Raw genomic sequence first — 17,939 nt, 5'->3', positions numbered from 1 at the left:
CGCCGGCCAAAATCCGGTACACGATACAGGGTTCGGGGCGGCCTATGAAGTCCGGCCGTCCGTTCCGAGCCCGGCGATCTTGCGCGCGGCAGCGACAAAATCGGCCCGTTCGGCGGCGGCGAGCGGTGCCAGCATGAGCGCCTCGACGCGCCGCGTTTCGTCCTCGATCGCCAGCAGCACCGCAAGGCCGTCGGCGGATATGCGAAGGTCATGGCAGCGCGGATCGCGCGCCGAGCGCCGCCGGACGACGACGCCCCGGGCAATGAGCCGCGCGATGATCTCGCGCAGCGTGTTGCGGTCGATGCCGGTGCGGGCGGTGAGCGCGCGGAAGCTGCTGCCGGGCGACTGGTGAACGGCGATCAGGACCGCCGTCTGCTGGGGGTGAGGGAGAATTCGGCAGCGGCCTCGCTGAACAGCGCCTGAAACCGCTGGTGGCACCGGCGGAGGAGATGTCCGGGCGCCCATCCAAGGTCGAAGTCCTCAAACGGAAGCCCGGACATGCCGATCCGTCATTCGTCGACCGGCGCAGTGCCGTATTTCTCGTCCATCCGCACGCGCTCTTCGTGCAGGCGGCGGTGCTGGTCGTAGGTGAGGCCCGCGCCGAGCTGGTACTGGAAGCGGTCGTTCCATGCCTTGCGCTGCGCTTCGGGCAGGGCGCGGATACGCAGGCGCAGCCGGTAGCGCTCTTCGCCCGTCATGCGCGTGTAGGTCGGGGCGTCCGGCACGGGGATTCCGGTCGGGTTCGTGAACGCCGCGGGCTTCGGTGCCGGGGCAGGCATCTTCGCCGTCCGCGAGTAGGCGAAGTGCACGCCGTGTCCGATGGCGGCCGGGATCACGCTGCCGTGGTCGAGCCCGTCCACCGCGATGAACTTCGCCTCGATGCCGGGCAGGCCCGCGAGCCAGCCCGCATATTCGCGGGCGTTGTCCACCTGCGTGCGCTGCTGGAGCTCGCGCGGCGATTCGGGCGGGAAATCGGGGTCCGGGTCCTGCTCGTACTCGCCCACCGTGATGAGGACGCGCGCCGACAGGCCCTGCGTCTCCATCTTGGGGCCGAGCCGCCCGCGGAAGTTGCCGCGCTTCACCATGCCGCTCTCGAACCAGATCGAGGGGCTCGCCGCGACATAGGTATCGAACGTGTCCGGGCGGTTGACGAGTGTGTAGAGCGTGAACAGGCCGCCGAGCGAATGGCCGAACAGCATCTCGCGCTTGCCGTCGATCTTCCAGCGCTTGCCGATCGCGGGCTTCAGCGTGTCGCGCACGAACGCAAGGAACGCCTCCGCGCCGCCGGTGCCGGGGGTCTTGTTGGGTTCGGAGCCGTAGGCGGGCGTGTAGTCGATCGCGCGTTCCTTGCGCGGGTCCGCGCTTGACGGATAGCCGATGCCGACGACGACGCTGTGTTCGCCGACGTCCTGCCGCCGCGCCATCAGCCGCACCGCTTCGGTCATCGCGCCGAACATGATGTGCGGATCGAGGACATAGACGACCGGATAACCCTCGGCGGGCGCGGGGCCTGTCGGCGCGGCGACGACGATCTCGTAGAGGCGCCCGCTCGCGGCGGCGAGGGCGAAGGTCTCGATCGCCTCGTGCGTCATGCGCGCGGGCGTTTCGGCGTGCGCGGGCGCGGACAGCACGACGACAAAGGCCGCGGCGGCGAAACGGAGCTTGCGGTACATGGGGGGCACAATCCTTTGCAGGCCGTCAGATGAACATCATCGCGGGTCGAGCGCGAACCCGAGCGCGGCATTGAGCGCGGCGGGCAGCATCGACACGTGCTCCTGCCCCTCGATTTCCTTGTAGTAGACCCGCATCGGCGCCACCGATTTCACCATCTCGCGGGCATCCTGAACGATGTATCCGAGTTCCTCGGCCCCGACGACGACCATCAGCTCGTTGTTGTCGCCCCGCTTCTGCCGCTCCGCCAGATAGCGGTCGCGCTCGGCGAGGAGCGAGCGGTCGTTCCACCAGATCGAGGGGCTGCCCGCGACATATTTCCGGAAGGCGTCCGGCCTGTTGAACAGCACGTGGAGCACGAACTGCCCGCCGAGCGAATGGCCGAACAGCGTCTGCCGTTCGGGGTCGACCTTGTAGCGGCTTTCGACGAGCGGCTTCACGCGATCGAGAAGCAGCGCGAGGAACGCATCGCGCCCGCCGGTGCGCTGCACGCTCTTCATCTTGGCCGGGACGAATTTCGGGTTCGTCTTCGGCGTCATGTCGAAGAAGCGGCGGGGGCCGTCGAACGGCGTGTCGATGGGGTAGCCGACCGCGACGATGATCGCGGGGCCGATGCGCCCGGCCTGAAGCCGCGCCGCGTCCACCATCGAGCCGAACACCGAGTTGCCGTCGAGCAGGTAGATCACCGGATAGCCCGTGGCGGGCGCGGGGCCGGCCGGTGCGGACACGAAGACGCGATAGGCGCCGTTTTCGGAGGTGATGTCGAATTGCCGCGCGCCGCTGATCGCAGCGGCGGCCTCGGCGGGGGGCGGCGAGGTTTCACCGCCTCCCGCCGCCGCAGCGGACGCGGCCTGCGTCGCCGCTGCGGTGAGGAGGACGCTCGCGACGGGGACGAGCAGGCCGGACAGTGTCATGGGACGCCTTTCCCGTTTCGCTCAGAACCTCTTGGTGAGCTGGAACGAGACGAAACGCCCGCGCCCGCTTGCGTTGTTGGCGTCGTAGGCGTCCGGGCGTGCCCGGTTCGGCGCGCCGCCGTCGACGAAGGGCGGGTCCTTGTCGAAGACGTTGACCGCCGAGAGCGTGGCGACGAGGCCGCTGAGGAAGCCGGAGTCCGCCTTGAAGGCATAGCTCGCCTGCAGGTCGACCGTGGTCCAGTCGTCGATCCGGCGTGTCTCGCCCGGCTGCAGCACGGCCGCCGTGCCCGCGGGGTTCATCGCGTACACGGTCATGTTCCGGTAGGCGCCGATGTAGTTCACCGTCGCGGAAAGGCCGAGATGCTCGCCCTGCCACGAAAGGCGCCCCTGCGTGCGGAACGAGACCGGGTTCGCGAGTGCGCCCTGATAGACGTTGAGCAGGCTCTGGTATGCGGCGCCCGGCGCGGATTGCAGCTTGTAGGAGAACAGCTTGGTGGCGTTCGCGGCGAGCTGGAAGGTGCCGAGCCGTTCGGTCGGGATCTGGTAGTCGACCCGCATGTCGAGCCCGCGTTCCTTCAGCGCGCCGAAGTTGCGGTAGGTCGCGTAGGCGACCATCGCCACCTCGTCGGGCGTGCGGAAGATCGACGTCACCTGACCCGAATAGCGCGGGTCCGCCATCAGCGAGGCGACGAGTTCGGGGGAGGGATCGAAGACGAACAGGTCGGCGAAGATGCTGTTCGGGTTGGTGACGGCGTCGGCGAGATAGACCGGCACGTCGCCGCCGCTGATGATGCGGATGCGATCCTTGATCTTCACGTCGAAATAGTTCGCCTCCAGACGCAGGCCGGGCACGAACGAAGGCTGGTATTCGAAGCCGAACGAGAAGGTTTCGGCCTTCTCCGGCCTCAGGTCCGGATTGCCGCCGACGACGACGAGGGTCGTGACCGTGCAGTTGGTGCCGGGCGCGCCGGTGACGTTCTGCTCGACGACGGTGTTGCCGCAGGGGACGCTGTAGCCGCGGTCCGACATCGAGATGGCGTTGCCGCCGCCGACGGGGGCCGGGCCGGTGTCGCGGTCGCGAAGGCCGGGCGCGTGGAACGACGTGCCCCATGTGCCGCGCAGCGTCAGGTCGCCCGCCGGTTTCCAGCGGAAGCTCGCCTTGGGATTGGTGGTCGAGGTGTAGTCGAAATACTTCTCGTGCCGCAGCGCGAAGGAGAGGTCGAGCTCCTGCACGAACGGCATCGCGTTGTCGGCGCCGACGAGCGGGACGAGCACCTCGCCGTAGAGCGCGCCCACGGTGCGCGAGTGCGTGTTGTACTTCACGTATTCCGTGTCGATGCTGGCGGTGTTGTAGAGGAGGTTGCCCGAGATCTTCTCGTGGCGGATGTCGATGCCGCCGGCGAGCTTCACCGCGCCGCCCGGAATCTCGAACAGCGTGCCGTCCGCCTTCGCCATGCCCTGCCAGACCTGCGACAGGAACGACAGCGTCTGGAAGCCGATCACCTGCGAAACCGCCTCCGGGCTGTTGTTCGCGATCGACGTGAACGGGTTGAACGGAACGTAGCCGAGCGCGGCGCAGAACTGCTTGGTCGGGTCCGTGCCCGCATAGGTGGAGGGGACGCCCATCACGGCGCAGTCGAGCGAGTTCGGCGCCTGCACCAGATTGCCGCCCATCAGGATCTGGTCGAAATTGTTGGCACCGTTGCGCAGCGCGTCCGAACGCCGCGACTGGTCCTCCGCCCCGTAGGTGAAGGAGACTTCGGCCTGCCAGTCGCTGAACAGCGGGATGTCGGCCACCAGCGACGCGCCGTAGCTGTCGACGGCGTAGTCGCTTTCCAGAACCTTCTCGGTGACGAGATAGTTGACGTTGATGAGGTTCTCCACCGGCAGCCCGGGCCGGAACGCGCGCGTCGCATACAGGCCCGGAAGATTGGTGGGATTGGTGATGAAATAGGGGTTGGTGTCGCGAACCGCCGCACCCTGAAGGCCGAGCGACGTGTAGCCGAGATAGGCGTGGCCGCGGCGGCGCGTGTAGCGGAAATCGGCGTGGAGGGAGGCGTTCCCGACGTCCTGGTTCCACGCGACGTAGACGCTGTGGCGCTCCTGCCGCGGGCTGAGGTCGACCTCGTCGTAGGGGTCGTTCGTGCTGAAGGGATTGCCGGCGGCCGGAAGCAGATCGGCGGCGGTGAGCCCGACGCCGTTCTGGTTCGGCGGAATGATGTAGGTGGGATTCGCCGTCGCGCCCGCTGCGGCGCCGGTGATGTTCGCCTGCACGCCGAAACGGTTGTTGAGACGCCGCCAGTTGATGCCCCCGACGGACTCGAAGTTCGCGCCGTAGGTGAAATCGCGGTCCTCGGCGCGGATGCGGGTCTGCTTGCTGAATTCGTAGGCGACGGAGATGTCGCCGGTGTCCCATGTCGTGCCGAGCGTCTGGCTGAACTGGGTGAGGCGTCCGCCGCCCTGCGTCGCCTCGCCGTAGCGCAGCGTCGTCACGGGATCGGTGAAGCGTTTCTTCAGGATGAAGTTCACGACACCGCCGACGGCATCGGAGCCGTAGATAGCCGATGCGCCGTCCGTCACCACCTCGACGCGCTCGATGACGGCGAGCGGGATGTTCGAGATGTCGACGAATTCCGCGTACTGGCCCGAGCCGGGCATCCGGCGGCCGTTGACGAGCGTCAGCGTCGAGAGCGGGCCGAGGCCGCGCAGGTTCAGGCCCTGTCCGGCCGAGACGTTGGCGCCGTTGTTGCCGATGCGCGAGACGCCGACGCTGAGCTGGTCGCTTTCGACGCCGCCCTGAAAGTTCTGCGGCAGGTCGCGCAGATATTCGGAAACGCTCGCCTTGCCCGATTGCAAGATGTCCTCGGTACCGATGGTGAGGAGCGGCGCACCCGTCGGCGCGACGCCGCGGATGTTGCTGCCGGTGACGACGATCTCCTCGCCGGCCACGACGCCGGTTTGCGCCCGCGCCGCTGTGGCTGCCAGCGCGAGAACGGAAATACCTGAAATATAAAGAATTTTCTTCGTCATAAGTCCCCCTTGTCCCCGGAAGTCCGCTTTTCCCGAGCGGCGTTTCACGGTGCTGCGTTGCTGGCTTTCAGCGGGGGACGTCAATCAAATTTCGAAAAAAATGGCGTGTGTTACGGATAATTGTTTTTCAATCGTCTCTTATATCTGATTTTTTCGATATTTTTGTCGAACAGGAGAGGGCGTTGCGCAAACTCATGATTTCGTTGTGGAAACACGGTCGCGCAGGATCGCCGGGCACCGATCGGCTGTCGAAGCGCGGGATCGGATCGGCCGCGAGGCTGCGGCGAATCGGCCTGGCCGCCGGTTTCATCCTGCTGCTGGCGCCGACCGCCGCCGTGCAGGCCGAAACTTCGAAGCTCCCCGAGGCGGTGACGCGGCAGGCGTCGGTGCGGCTCGGCGACGGCCGCTCGCTCGCCTATCAGGTCACGGCGGGCGCGCTTCCGGTCGAAGGGCCGGGCGGCGAACTCCTCGGCGAGGTCAGCTACACGGCCTATGTGGCGGCGGGGCAGGAGAGGGCGCGCCGTCCCGTGACCTTCGCGTTCAACGGCGGTCCCGGCGCGTCATCGGTGTTCCTCCACATCGGCCTCCTTGGCCCGAAGCGCGTCGACTTCGCCGTTGCCGGGTCGACGCCTTCGGATGCCACGCCGCTCCTCGACAATCCCGATACGTGGCTCGCCTTCACCGATCTCGTGTTCGTCGATCCGGTCGGCACCGGCTTCAGCAAGGCGCACGCCGCGCCGGACGCCGCGCGCAAGCATTTCTTCGGGACGCGTCAGGACGCCGATTATCTGTCCGGCTTCGTCGCCCGCTGGCTTGCGAAGAACGGCCGCATGGCGTCGCCCAAGTATCTGGTCGGCGAAAGCTACGCGGGCATCCGCGTGCCCAAGATGGCGTACCGGCTGGTGAAGGTGGAAGGCGTCGCGGTCTCCGGCATCATCCTGCTGTCGCCGCTGCTCAATTCCGTGATGTCGGCGGAGCCCGACATTTCGCCGCTGCCGTGGGTGTCGCGCCTGCCGTCGATGGCGGCGACGCATCTCGAACGGCAGGGCAAGCTCACCGACGCCGCGATGCGCGAGGTCGAGACCTATGCGCGCGGCGACTATATCCGCGACCTGATGCTCGGCCGCGAAGACCCCGCCGCCGCCACCCGCGCGGCGGACAGGGTCGCCGACCTGATCGGGCTGCCGGCGGAAACGGTGCGCCGCCTCGGCGCGCGCGTCAGCAACCTCGTCTACACGCGCGAACTCGAAAAGGAGAAAGGCGTCTTCGTCAGCGCCTACGACCCGGTCGTGACCAACTTCGATCCCTATCCGTTTTCCGCCGAGCGGCAGGGCGACGACGCGATCCTGCAAGGCAGCATCGCGCCGCTCACCTCCGCGATCGTCCATTATGTGACGCAGGACATCGGCTGGAAGCCCGAGAACACCTACATGACGCTGAACATCCCGCTCAATCGCGGCTGGGACAGCGGCGAGGGCTTGCAGGAGTCGGTCAGCGACCTCCGCAAGGCGATGGCGATGGACGGCAACATGAAGCTGCTCATCTCCCACGGCTACACCGATCTGCGCACGCCCTATTTCGCGAGCAAGCTGGCGTTCGGGCAGCTCCCGCCGATGGGCGACGCGGGAAGAGCGCGCTTCACCGTCTATCCCGGCGGGCACATGTTCTATTCGCGCGCCGACAGCCGCGCCGCCTACATGCGCGACGTGCGCTGGGCCTACAGCCGGGGGAACTGACATGGCGGAAACGATCGACCGCCGCTGCCTGCTCGGCGGGGCCGCAACCGCCGGGGCCGTGCTGATGTCGCGGCCGGCGGCGGCCGAAACCGCCGCAGCCGTGACCGTTCGCAACAGCGCCGAATTCGCGCTCGTGAATGCGGACGGCTACGCCTACCGGATTCAGGTTTCGCTGCCGCTCCAGCCCGCGCCGGCGGAAGGGTTTCCGGTGCTCTACGTGCTCGACGGGAATTCCGCGTTCGGCACCGTGACGGACATGGTGCGCGTGCAGAGCCGCTTCCCGCAGGACACGGGCATCCCGCCCGCGATCGTCGTCGGCATCGGCTATCCGATCGACGGCCCGTTCGATCCGGTGCGGCGCGTGTTCGATCTCACCGTGCCGACGGCGGCGTCGGAATTCCCGCCGCGGCCGGACGGCAAGCCGCGCGACGAGAACGCCACCGGCGGCGCCGACGCGTTCGCGCGCTTCATCATCGAAACGGTGCAGCCCGAAATCGCACGGCGCTGGAAGGTCGACCGCAACCGGCAAATCCTCGCCGGACATTCGCTCGGCGGGCTGTTCTGCCTGCACACGATGTTCCACCATTTCGGGCATTTCCGCGGCTACATCGCGCTCAGCCCCTCGGTGTGGTGGAAACGGCGCTACATCCTCGCGGCCGCGCGGGATTTCGTGGCGCGGCAGCAGGTGCGGGTGTGGACCGAAAGCCTGTTCATCGGCGTCGGCGAACGCGAGCAGGACGGCAGCGAGCCCGAGGAGACGCGGATGGTCGACAATGCGCGGCTGGTCTCGGAGGCGTTGCGGCCGCTCGCCGCGCGCGGTCTCGCAAGCGGCTTCGCGGTCGCGCCGGACGAGCACCACCGCTCCGCCGTCCCCGCATTGATCAGCCGGGCCTCGCGCTTCGTCTTCGCCGCCATGGCGTGATCTCCCGCTTTCAAAGGACAACCCCATGAAAACACAGTCCATCGCCTTGCTGCTTCTCGCCGCCGCGCTTCCCGTGAACGTCGCCGCGAAGGCCGAAACCATCGAGGCCGCACCGGTCGCGCTCGAAGGAACGGAGGTCCGTTCGCTCCAGTCGGCGCAGGGCCTCGACTACCGCATCTTCATCTCCACGCCCACGGAGCAGGCGCCGCCGGGCGGCTGGCCCGTGGTCTATGTGCTCGACGGAAACGGCTGGTTCCTGCCGTTCGCGCAGCTCGCGCGCATGGTCGGCCGCCGCCCCGATCACAACGGGCGGCTTCCGGCCGTCGTCGTCGGCATCGGCTATCCCGGCGAGCGGCCGTTCCATTCCGAACGCCGGACGTGGGATTTCACGCCGCCCGTCGCGCTCCGCGAGCCGCCGCCCGCGCCCGGCGGCAAGCCGTGGTCGCGCACCGGCGGGTCGGAGGATTTCCTCGACTTCCTCAAGACGCGCGTGAAGCCGATGATCGAGGCCGAGTTCAGGATCGACACCGGGCGGCAGGCGCTCTACGGCCACTCGCTCGGCGGCCTGTTCGCGCTGCACGCCGCGTTCACGCGGCCGGACAGCTTCCAGTATTTCGGCGCGATGAGTCCGTCGATCTGGTGGAACAAGACTTATGTGACGGACGAGGAGAAGGCGTTTCCCGCCGTGCTCGCGAAGCACAAGGGGCGGGTCAACCTCTTCATCGGCGTCGGCGCGGGCGAGCTTCCGCACATGGTCGGCGATGCCGACGCGATGGCGAAGCGGATCGCGGCGGCGAAATACGACGGCCTCGATTTCACCTACGTCGCCTTTCCGGGCGAGGAGCATATCTCCGTCGCGACACCGGCGTTCACGCGTTTCTACGACGCCGTGTTCGCGGCGACGGAAACGGACAAGGCGAGCTATCTGAAGGCCTACGACCTCGGGCAGGATGCGAAGGCGCTCGAAGACGCGGACGCCTATTTCAGGCTGACGCCCCAGCGGCAGGCCGCCGTGCGCCGCGCCGGGCGCAGCCTCGCCAATGCCGATCCCGCGGCGTTCGACCGGCGGCTGCGCGGCTGGATCGCGGCGCTTCCGGCGCACGCGCGCGGCGCGGTGCAGAAGCAGCACGATCTCTGGGATCGCAGGACCGGCACCGTGCCGGTTCCCTACTGAGCGATGGCGTCTCCCCCTGAACCCCGGCGGCTGCCGACGCTCGCCGATGTCGAGCAGGCCGCGCGCGCCATCGCGGGCGCGGTCGCGGACACACCGTTCATGCTCAGCGAGACGCTGTCGGCAAGCGCGGGCTGCAACCTCTACCTGAAGTTCGAGAACCTCCAGTTCACCGCCTCGTTCAAGGAACGCGGGGCGCTCAGCAAGCTGCTGTCGCTGTCGGCGGCGGAGCGGGCGGCGGGCGTCTGCGCGATGTCCGCGGGCAACCATGCGCAGGGCGTCGCCTATCACGCGCACCGTCTCGGCATCGCGGCGACGATCGTGATGCCCGAAGGCACGCCGCTCACCAAGATCTCGCGCACGCGCGATCACGGCGCGAACGTCATCGTGCACGGCGGCAATCTCGGCGCGGCGCTCGCGCTGGCGAACGAGCTGGCCGCGCGCGACGGGATGACGTTCGTCCACCCCTATGCCGATCCGGCGGTGATCGCAGGGCAGGGGACGCTGGCGCTCGAGATGCTGGGCGCGGTGCCGTCGCTCGACGTCATCGTCGTGCCCGTGGGCGGCGGCGGGCTCATTTCCGGCATCGCCATCGCGGCGAAGGCGATCAAGCCTTCGATCCGCGTCATCGGCGTGCAGTCGGAGGTGTATCAGTCGATGGCCTGCGCGGTGGCCAGAACGCAGCCGCCCGCCGCGGACCGGCTCACCATTGCGGAGGGGATCGCCGTCAAGGAGGCGCATCCGTACACGCGGGAGATCGTCTCGCGTTTCGTCGACGAGATGCTCGTCGTCGAGGAGGCTGCGATCGAGCGTGCCGTCGCCGACCTGCTCGCCATCGAGAAAACCGTGGCCGAAGGCGCGGGCGCTGCCGCGCTCGCGGGCGTGATGAGCAACCGGGAGCGGTTTCGCGGCCTCAACGTGGCCGTGCCGCTCAGCGGCGGCAACATTGATCTCAGGGTCCTCGCCTCGGTCGCGATGCGCGCGCTGGTGCGCGGCGGGCAGCTCATGCGCTTCGCCATCTCTGTGAACGACCAGCCCGGAACGCTGGCCCGCCTCGCGACGCTGCTCGGCCAGCTCGGCGCCAACATCATCGAGATCACACACGACCGGCTGGCGCTGTCCTCGAGCCCCAAGGGCGCGGTGATCGACGTGGTCGTCGAGGTTCAGGACCATGCCCACCGCGCGGTCATCGTGGACCGGCTGCGGGAGGAGGGCTTCACGCCGACGCTTTGGCAGGACGCCGTCTGACGGGCGGACGCTTTTCGGGACGCGCCGGGGCGCGTAGAGAGGACGGCCCCGATCCCCGGACGGAGACCGTCATGCTCCAGCTCTACGGCCACCCCTTTTCCTCCTACACGTGGAAGGTGCAGATCGCGCTCCTTGAAAAGGACATTCCCTACGCGTTTCGCGTCCTCGATGCGGAGCACGCGGACAATGTCGACGCGCTGCGCGGCCACTGGCCGCCCGGCAAGTTCCCCGTGCTCGTCGACGGCGACCGCCCGGTGATCGAATCCTCGATCATCATCGAATATCTGGACCTGCATTGTCCCGGATCGCGCCGCCTCGTGCCGGAGGCGCCGGAGGCCGCGCTCGCGGCGCGGTTTCTCGATCGGGTCTTCGACAACCACGTGATGGGCCCCATGCAGGCCGTCGTGGGCGAATATCTCGTCGACGCGCAGGCGCCGGACAGGTCGCGGATCGACCGCGCCTGCGCGGCGCTCGACACGATCTACGCGTGGCTCGACGAAAAGCTGGGCGACGGCGGCTGGGCCTGCGGCGCCGACTTCACCATCGCCGACTGCGCGGCGGCGCCCGCGCTGTTCTACGCGGACTGGGTGCGCCCGATCGACCCCGTGCACGTGCGGCTCAAGGCCTATCGCGCCCGGCTGCTGGCACGCCCGTCCGTCGCCCGCTGCGTGGAGGGCGCCCGCCCGTACCGTGCCTTCTTCCCGCCCGGCGCGCCGGATCGGGATTGAGTTTCGCGAACATCGCACGTGTTCGGCTCGGGCGAAAGGTAGTCCGAGGGACGGGAGCGCGCCGCGAAGGCACCCTGAGAGGAACTGGCCTACCGCCGACTCGCCGCCGCGCGCAGGCTCGCCGTCACCGACCGGCTGGGCACCGAAATGTGCGTTTCGTCGTCCAGCAGCATGTACTCGACGCGCAGGCCGTGGCCCGACAGCGCCTCCATGCGCTTCGCGAGCGCACCGGCGTCGGCGGCCATGGTGCCGTCCTCCAGCGCGCCCGCCATCAGCAGCAGGCGGCTCGTGCGGCCGAGAGCGGGGTCCTTTTCGACGCGCGCCCTGAAGGCCTGCTCTTCGGCGAGGATGGACTGGTTGTCCCACCAGATCGAGGGGCTGGTCGCGATGATGGTGCGGAAGGCGCCGGGGCGCGCATAGAGGACGTGGAGCGCGAACAGGCCGCCGAGCGAATGGCCGTAGAGCGACTGGCGGTGAGCGTCCACGGAATAGCGCTTGCCGATCGCCGGGCGCAGTTCGTCGAGCAGGAATTTCAGGAACCGGTCGCGGCCGCCGCTCTTGTGCCCGGCGTAGGCCTGTTTCAGCGCGGGCGTTTCAATGGGCGCGGTGAAATCGAACATGCGCCGCGAATCGTAGATGTGCTCGCCCGGATGGCCGACGCCGACGACGATCATCTTGTCGATGTCGCCGGTGCCGAAGCAGTGGATGCGGCGGGCCTCGGCGAAGCCGGCGAACATCGCGTTTCCGTCGAGCACGTAGAGGACCGGATAGCCGCCTTCGGGCGCCGGCGCGGCAGGGCGGGAAACGAAGATGCGGAACACCTGACCGTCGCCGGAGGTCATGTCCCACGTCTCGGTCTCGGGCATGGTGTAGGGAGCCGCGGCCGGTTCGTATGCGGTCGCCGCCGCGGCCGGGACCGCGAGCAAGGCGATGACGCTGAAGGTGACGGCCAGTGGTCTCGAACGCATCGTGTCATGCCTCTCCTGCTGGTGGTCGGCGGTCCGCCCACGGCTGCGCCTCTTCGAGCGCTGTGCCGAGCGCGAGCAGCAGATCGTCGCCGCCTTTCGGAGCCCAGAACATCGCGCCCGCCGGGAGCCCGTCCGACGCCGTGAACAGCGGCAGCGACAGCCCGGGATAGCCCGCCATGTTCTGAAGCTGCGTGTAGTTCACGTGGCGGAAGTGATCGCGCCAGAGCGCGTCGAACGCCCGGTCCGGTGCAAGCAGGCCGAGCGGCGGCGGCGTGCTGCTGGTGACGGGCCCGAGCACCGCGTCGTAGTCTTGCCAGAACGATTCGAGTTCCCGGTCGATACCGGAGACGGCGGCGAGCGCAGCGGCGAGATCGTCGGGCGTCATGCGGCCGCGCCGTTCGGCAAGGCCGAGCGTCCACGGTTCGAGAAGCCCGTCCGCTTCCGCGCCCAGCCGGGCGCGGCAAAGGTCGACGACTTCGCCGCCGCCGTAGCTCCACAGGATGTCGAAGGCGCGGCCGAGCGCGGCGAGGTCGAGCGGCGGTTCGCGCGGCTCGACGCGGTGCCCCAGCGTCTCGCACAGCGATGCCGCCTTGCCGATCACCTCTGCGACGGCCGGGTCGGGCGGCAGCCCGTTGAGGCCGCTCAGGCTCATCGCGATCCTGAGCGGGCGGGCGATCTTCATCTCGCCGGGCGGCTGCGCGCGCAGGAACTGCGCGGCCCAGATCGTGTCGCGCATCGAGCGGCCGTAGAGGCCGTCGGAGGTCAGCAGATCGTCGATCAGGCTCGCGGCGCGGGCGCGGAGGTTCCAGCCCCGGCTCGGCTTGAAGCCGATGATGCCGCAGTGCGAGGCGGGGATGCGGATCGAGCCGCCGCCGTCGCTCCCCGTCGCCAGCGGCACCATCCCTGCGGCGACCGCAACGGCCGCGCCGCTGCTGGAGCCGCCGCTGCTGCGTGTCAGGTCCCACGGATTGCGCGTGGGGCCGTAGAGCAGCGCCTCGCCGGTGCCGATCAATCCGAACTCAGGCATCGCCGACATGCCGCAGGGGATGAGGCCCGCAGCGTCGAGCCGCGCAACGAGAGGATAGCGCGTCTTGCCCACCGCGCCCGCGCGCGTCCGCGAGCCCGACAGCATCGGGAAGCCCGGATATTCGAGCGAGGCCTTGAGCAGACAGGGAACCGCCGCCATCGGCGCTTGCCTGTCGACCGTGCCGACGGCTTCGAGCGCATGGGCGAAGGCGCGGTGGCAGACCGCGTTCAGCGCCGGATCAATCGCCTCGATACGCGCGATCGCGGCCTCCACGAGCGCGGCGGGCGGAACCTCGCCGTGCCGGACGAGCGCGGCCTGCGCGTGTGCGTCGAGGTCCGCGATCTCCTTCAACGGCGCCGCCACCGCAGCAGCAATCCGTAACTGCCCGCGGCAAGGAGCGTGGCGTCGAGGGCCGGAACGGTCGTGAGTGTCAGGCCCCAGTGCATCGCGGGCAGGGTGACGGCGAGCGACCCCAGCCAGACGCCGATCGCCGCCCAGCGGATCGCGGGTGGTGCGGCCTCCGCGCTGCCTTCGCGAAAGCGCGTGAAGCCGTCGATCACGTAGATGGCCGCGATCGGCGGAATGATGAGGCCGAGCGTCACCAGAAACGGAATGAAGGAATTGATGATGCCGAGCAGCGCGAAGATGCAGCCGATCGCGCCGCCTGCGACGATGATGATCCATTGGCGCACACGGGGAAACGTCGCCGCCATCGAGAGCCCGGCGGAATAGAGGTTGAGCGCGTTGATCGTCCAGACGGAGAGCAGCAGCATGGCGAGCGCCGGGATGCCGAAGCCCATGCTCACGACGATCTGCATGATGTCCGTCTCGCCCGTCGCGAGCGCGATGAGCGCGGAGATCAGCATCAGCACCGGCGCGGCGATGGGGAAGGAGAGGAGCATACCGCTGATCGCGCCGCGCTCGGTGCGGATGAAGCGCGACAGGTCCGGCATCGCAGCGACGGTGAGCATGTTGCCGCCGACGAGCGCGGAAAGCGCGATGCCGAAGCTCATCGGCGTCGGCGGGTTCTCGGCCGGGGCGAGATCGACCGGATGCGCGCCGACCGCGGTGACGCAGACGGCGACGAGGATGATGCCGGCAAGCGGCACGGCGACCATCGCCAGCCGATCGAACGTACGGAAGCCGTAGATGGTGGAGAGCGTGATGAGCACGCTGCCGAGGATGACGAACGTGCCGAAATCGCCGGGTATGCCGTAGCCTTCCTTCGCCGCCGCCACCATCGCATCGCCGAAAAACGACACGTTGACGCCGAACCAGCAGAAATGGACGATCGCGATCACGATGTTGACGAGCGCCGCGCCCCTGATGCCGAACGAGCGCTGGACGAGCAGGTAGGTCGTGAGCCGGGTGCGGACGCTGATGATCGCGGTGAGACATGCACAGCCGCAGAGGATGAGGCCGGACAGCAGGGCCGCGAGAACGGCCCGGTCGAGTCCGAGCGCAAGGCCCGTCTGCGCGCCGTTCAGGAACCCCGGCAGCGAGAAGGTGAAACTCGTGATGATGAGCGCGACGCGCCATCCGGGGACGGTGAGATTTTCCGGCAGCGGCCCGCTGGCGTGGGCGTCGCTGTGCCCGCCGCTCACCTGGTCTCCGCCGCGTCGAGGTTTTCGAGGGGGATGAAATCGGTGCCGAGCTTGAAGGCGCGCGGGCCGACGAAACGCAGCGCCGTCTCCTCACGCAGCATGGCCGGCGCCGCCGCGGCGATGACCTTGACGCGCTGGCCGTACTTTAGGCGTTCGGTGGTGATCGTGTCGGCGGTTTCGCGGTCCATGATGGTGATGAGATCGGGCACCATCGCGCGAATCCTGCCGTCCTGCCGGGCGATCAGGTTCTCGTTCTGAAACTCGATCTCCATGCGCCCTTGCCCTCCGAAGCCGTCGATTATGACGTTTCCGACCGAAAAGCCACCGCGCGTCTCGCGCTCGAGGTCGACGATCTTGCCGTCGAACAGCGTTCTGCAGTGCGGATAGAGGCCGGTCGCGCAAAGGGCCTCCGCAAGGGCCGCGAACGGGTCCCGGCGCGCGGCGCGGGCCTCGCGTATGGCGGCGCCCGTGGCGATCGCCGCGCTGATGCTGCCCGTGATCGCGTGCGCGCGCGCCTGCGCGCCGGTGAGCGGATATTCGACCATGTGCGCGATGCCGCCGAGCGCCACGGAAAGACTGCGCGCGATGCGCTCGTGCGCGAGATTGTCGTCGGTTTCGATGACGGTGAGCGCGCCGCAGGAGGCGGTGATCACCGACGGGCAGGCGCTGAGGCCGCGGATGTTGAAGATCGCCATTTGCGATTCCGGGAAGGCGCGGCCCATGCCGTCGCAGTCGACGACGGGGATGCCCATGTCGGCCGCGGCGATCAGCGGGGCAAGGCCGTTGCCGCCACCGATCTCGATCGGCAGCACGGCGTCGATGCGGCGGCCCATGATCGCCTCCAGCCGCCGCAATCCGGCCACCGCCTCGCTGCCGTTCGGAAGCTTTTCGACCGACACGGTCGGCGCGCCGATCCAGCCGCAGGGAACGATGAGCGCATCGTCGGCGAGCGAGGAGAGCGGGATCAGCGTGACGGGACCGCGCCGTTCGATCGCGGCCTCGGCAAGGAGCAGGCTGTAGTAGGGATCCCCGCCGCCGCCCGAACCGAGAAAGGCGGCACCCCGCGCCAGATCGGCCAGCATCGCGCGCTCAATGCGCATGGCTGGCCTCCGCGATCGTGTTCCCGGCAGCGGGCGAGGGTGTTTCAGCGAGGTCGCCGACCGCTTTCATCCGCACCTGCGCCGATCGGCCCGGCAAATAGCTCAGGAAGACCTCCTCCATGTCGACGATCTGGATGCTGTCCCTCACGCCGCCATTGGCGGCGACCCGGGTGGTGACGGCTTCACGCATACGTTCGAGGGCCGCGTGGCGCGGCACGGTATCGTAGTCCACGATCTGTTCGATCTGCGCCCCGATCTGGGCAATGGCGGCGCCGACCGCGTTGGCGACCGAGGCATGGGGCGGCCGCAGCACCTGCGTCGCGCCCGGCAGATCGTCGTCGATCAGGAAATGCCCGCCGCCGACGGCAATGATGGGGGCGTCGCCCTGCGCCGTCTTCATGCGATCAATGCTGTCGGCGAACATCGCCTGTATACGCGACCAGATCGCGGCTTGCACGGCGGCGCTGAGCGGGGGGATGCGCGAGGCGTCTCCGAAATGCGTGCGGCCGGCGGCGACGGCGACATCGCTTGCCGTCAGCGTCTCGCCGCCGAACAGGAACGCGTCCTGCACGATCCGGTAGCCGACCGAATCCGGGCCGACGCGCAGATCGGACGCAGCAAGCGCATCCGCCGTGTAGAGCCCCGGATCGAGATGGATGCGCGTGCCGCCGCCAAGGCCGATCGCAAGGATGTCGGGCATCCGGAAATTGGTGCGGACACCGCCGATATCGACCGAAATCGAGGATTCGCGTGGAAAACCCTTTGAAAGCACGCCGACGTCGCAGGTGGTTCCGCCCACGTCCATGACGATGGCGTCGTTGATGCCGGTGAGGAAGGCGGCGCCGCGCATACTGTTCGTCGGGCCGGAACCGATCGTCATCACGGGGTAGCGCGCGGCATCCTCCGCCGAGATCAGGGTGCCGTCGTTCTGGGAAATGAAGAGGGGCGCCCTCAGCTTCAGCTCGCTGAGGGCGCGTTCGAGCGAGGCGACGACGTGCCGGGCGAGGCTGGTGAGCGCCGCGTTCAGGATCACGCCGTTCTCGCGCTCGATCAGCCCCAGCCGCCCGATCGTGTGCGACAGGCTGATGCTCGCCGCCGGATGCTCGCGGCGGATCACCTGCGCGGCACGCTCTTCCATGGCCGAATTGATCGGCGCGAATGCGCTGCTGACGGCGATGCTCTCGATGCCGCGTTCCCGGCAGTGCCGTGCGGCGGCGCGGACGCGGGCCTCGTTGAAGGCGGAAATCTCGCGGCCATCGAATTCGTAGCCGCCGGGCAGCAGGAATATCTCCCCGCAAATCCGTTTCGCAAGGGCTTCGGGCCAGCCCGTGAACGGCGGCAGCGCTTCGCCGGATGGGCTTGCCAGCCGCATGACGGCGACGCGGTCGAGCCGGTTCGCCTCAACGAGCGCGTTGGTGAAATGCGTCGTGCCGATCATCACGGCCGTGATCGCACCGGGCGCGACGTCCCGATCCGCAAGCACGGCGCGGACGGCGGCCGAAACGCCACTGCTGACGTCGGGCGTCGTCGGCTGCTTGTTCGATGCGACGATCCGCAGGCCGTCGATCAGGACGGCGTCGGTGTTCGTTCCGCCGACATCGACACCAATACGCACCCGATCCTCCTTGAAGCGCCGCCCGCAAACTTTCGGGGATTTGAAGGGGGTGCCCCCCGGACGCAACGCGAATTACGGGTGCGAGCGGGCGCGAACGGGTAATGCACCTGTCCGATACGGGTAAGGCCTTGCCCGCGGCGGTATCCCGTGGTCCCCGGCAGGTTGCCATGCCTGCCCACGATCCGTAACCTCTTCCCTAGAATCG

The 17,939-nt window shown here is 68.5% G+C and carries 14 protein-coding genes; 5 read left to right on the top strand and 9 right to left on the bottom strand.

The window, feature by feature from the left end:
- Nucleotides 1-42: 42 nt before the first annotated feature.
- Genes PE061_RS21115 through PE061_RS21100 form a run of 4 tightly spaced genes read right to left on the bottom strand, consistent with a single transcriptional unit; the run spans nt 43 to nt 5,615 of the window.
- On the bottom strand, nt 43-465 hold the full coding sequence (locus PE061_RS21115) for a MarR family winged helix-turn-helix transcriptional regulator (RefSeq protein ID WP_271257101.1): 423 nt from the start codon (nt 463-465) through the stop codon (nt 43-45).
- A gap of 44 nt (nt 466-509) precedes the next feature.
- A complete protein-coding gene (locus PE061_RS21110) occupies nt 510-1,673 on the bottom strand; it encodes an alpha/beta hydrolase (protein ID WP_271257100.1) in 1,164 nt (387 codons plus the stop codon).
- A 36-nt stretch (nt 1,674-1,709) separates the two neighbouring features.
- A complete protein-coding gene (locus PE061_RS21105) occupies nt 1,710-2,585 on the bottom strand; it encodes an alpha/beta hydrolase (protein ID WP_271257099.1) in 876 nt (291 codons plus the stop codon).
- A 21-nt stretch (nt 2,586-2,606) separates the two neighbouring features.
- Nucleotides 2,607-5,615 (bottom strand): TonB-dependent receptor domain-containing protein, encoded by a 3,009-nt coding sequence (locus PE061_RS21100; RefSeq protein WP_271257098.1) that lies wholly within the window; start codon nt 5,613-5,615, stop codon nt 2,607-2,609.
- 182 nt (nt 5,616-5,797) lie between these two features.
- On the opposite strand from PE061_RS21100, the gene PE061_RS21095 reads away from it, so the two are divergent.
- The 5 genes from PE061_RS21095 (at nt 5,798) to PE061_RS21075 (ending at nt 11,420) form a co-directional block, all read left to right on the top strand.
- Complete coding sequence (locus PE061_RS21095) at nt 5,798-7,351, top strand: S10 family peptidase (protein ID WP_271257097.1); 1,554 nt, start codon at nt 5,798-5,800, stop codon at nt 7,349-7,351.
- 1 nt (nt 7,352) lies between these two features.
- Nucleotides 7,353-8,273 (top strand): alpha/beta hydrolase, encoded by a 921-nt coding sequence (locus PE061_RS21090; protein ID WP_271257096.1) that lies wholly within the window; start codon nt 7,353-7,355, stop codon nt 8,271-8,273.
- 25 nt (nt 8,274-8,298) lie between these two features.
- Complete coding sequence (locus PE061_RS21085) at nt 8,299-9,447, top strand: alpha/beta hydrolase (RefSeq protein WP_271257095.1); 1,149 nt, start codon at nt 8,299-8,301, stop codon at nt 9,445-9,447.
- A 3-nt stretch (nt 9,448-9,450) separates the two neighbouring features.
- On the top strand, nt 9,451-10,692 hold the full coding sequence (locus tag PE061_RS21080) for a threonine ammonia-lyase (protein WP_271257094.1): 1,242 nt from the start codon (nt 9,451-9,453) through the stop codon (nt 10,690-10,692).
- Between the two features lie 71 nt (nt 10,693-10,763).
- Nucleotides 10,764-11,420 (top strand): glutathione S-transferase family protein, encoded by a 657-nt coding sequence (locus PE061_RS21075; RefSeq protein WP_271257093.1) that lies wholly within the window; start codon nt 10,764-10,766, stop codon nt 11,418-11,420.
- Between the two features lie 89 nt (nt 11,421-11,509).
- Here the strand turns inward: PE061_RS21075 and PE061_RS21070 are convergent, their stop codons facing one another.
- From PE061_RS21070 to PE061_RS21050, 5 genes are read right to left on the bottom strand one after another with little or no spacing between them, the layout of a single operon-like run.
- Entirely contained in the window at nt 11,510-12,388 is an 879-nt protein-coding gene (locus PE061_RS21070; protein WP_271257092.1) for an alpha/beta hydrolase, read from the bottom strand.
- Between the two features lie 4 nt (nt 12,389-12,392).
- Nucleotides 12,393-13,766 carry an amidase gene (locus tag PE061_RS21065; RefSeq protein ID WP_271257091.1) on the bottom strand — a complete coding sequence of 458 codons (1,374 nt, stop codon included), beginning with the start codon at nt 13,764-13,766 and terminating at the stop codon, nt 12,393-12,395.
- The gene (locus tag PE061_RS21060) at nt 13,763-15,019 is read right to left on the bottom strand and encodes a cytosine permease (RefSeq protein WP_271257090.1); all 1,257 of its coding nucleotides are present in this window, start codon (nt 15,017-15,019) and stop codon (nt 13,763-13,765) included. The genes PE061_RS21065 and PE061_RS21060 overlap by 4 nt, the downstream gene beginning before the upstream one ends.
- Nucleotides 15,016-16,119: a DUF917 domain-containing protein gene (locus tag PE061_RS21055; protein WP_271257089.1), complete on the bottom strand. Its 1,104-nt coding sequence runs from the start codon at nt 16,117-16,119 to the stop codon at nt 15,016-15,018. Before PE061_RS21055 ends, PE061_RS21060 begins: the two co-directional genes overlap by 4 nt.
- Nucleotides 16,109-17,734 carry a hydantoinase/oxoprolinase family protein gene (locus PE061_RS21050; RefSeq protein WP_271257088.1) on the bottom strand — a complete coding sequence of 542 codons (1,626 nt, stop codon included), beginning with the start codon at nt 17,732-17,734 and terminating at the stop codon, nt 16,109-16,111. Before PE061_RS21050 ends, PE061_RS21055 begins: the two co-directional genes overlap by 11 nt.
- Between the last annotated feature and the right edge of the window lie 205 nt (nt 17,735-17,939).

The organism is Sphingosinicella microcystinivorans (assembly GCF_027941835.1).
In the GTDB taxonomy this organism is placed as follows: Bacteria; Pseudomonadota; Alphaproteobacteria; order Sphingomonadales; family Sphingomonadaceae; genus Sphingosinicella.
This window is presented reverse-complemented; position numbering and strand designations above follow the sequence as displayed.

What these genes read in the sequence shown, in the direction of transcription:
- PE061_RS21110 (WP_271257100.1), bottom strand. Translation starts at nt 1,673, where the DNA reads ATGTACCGCAAGCTCCGTTTCGCCGCCGCGGCCTTTGTCGTCGTGCTG.
- PE061_RS21105 (WP_271257099.1), bottom strand. Translation starts at nt 2,585, where the DNA reads ATGACACTGTCCGGCCTGCTCGTCCCCGTCGCGAGCGTCCTCCTCACC.
- PE061_RS21080 (WP_271257094.1), top strand. Translation starts at nt 9,451, where the DNA reads ATGGCGTCTCCCCCTGAACCCCGGCGGCTGCCGACGCTCGCCGATGTC.
- PE061_RS21090 (WP_271257096.1), top strand. Translation starts at nt 7,353, where the DNA reads ATGGCGGAAACGATCGACCGCCGCTGCCTGCTCGGCGGGGCCGCAACC.
- PE061_RS21075 (WP_271257093.1), top strand. Translation starts at nt 10,764, where the DNA reads ATGCTCCAGCTCTACGGCCACCCCTTTTCCTCCTACACGTGGAAGGTG.
- PE061_RS21055 (WP_271257089.1), bottom strand. Translation starts at nt 16,119, where the DNA reads ATGCGCATTGAGCGCGCGATGCTGGCCGATCTGGCGCGGGGTGCCGCC.
- PE061_RS21085 (WP_271257095.1), top strand. Translation starts at nt 8,299, where the DNA reads ATGAAAACACAGTCCATCGCCTTGCTGCTTCTCGCCGCCGCGCTTCCC.
- PE061_RS21070 (WP_271257092.1), bottom strand. Translation starts at nt 12,388, where the DNA reads ATGCGTTCGAGACCACTGGCCGTCACCTTCAGCGTCATCGCCTTGCTC.
- PE061_RS21100 (WP_271257098.1), bottom strand. Translation starts at nt 5,615, where the DNA reads ATGACGAAGAAAATTCTTTATATTTCAGGTATTTCCGTTCTCGCGCTG.
- PE061_RS21115 (WP_271257101.1), bottom strand. Translation starts at nt 465, where the DNA reads ATGGGCGCCCGGACATCTCCTCCGCCGGTGCCACCAGCGGTTTCAGGC.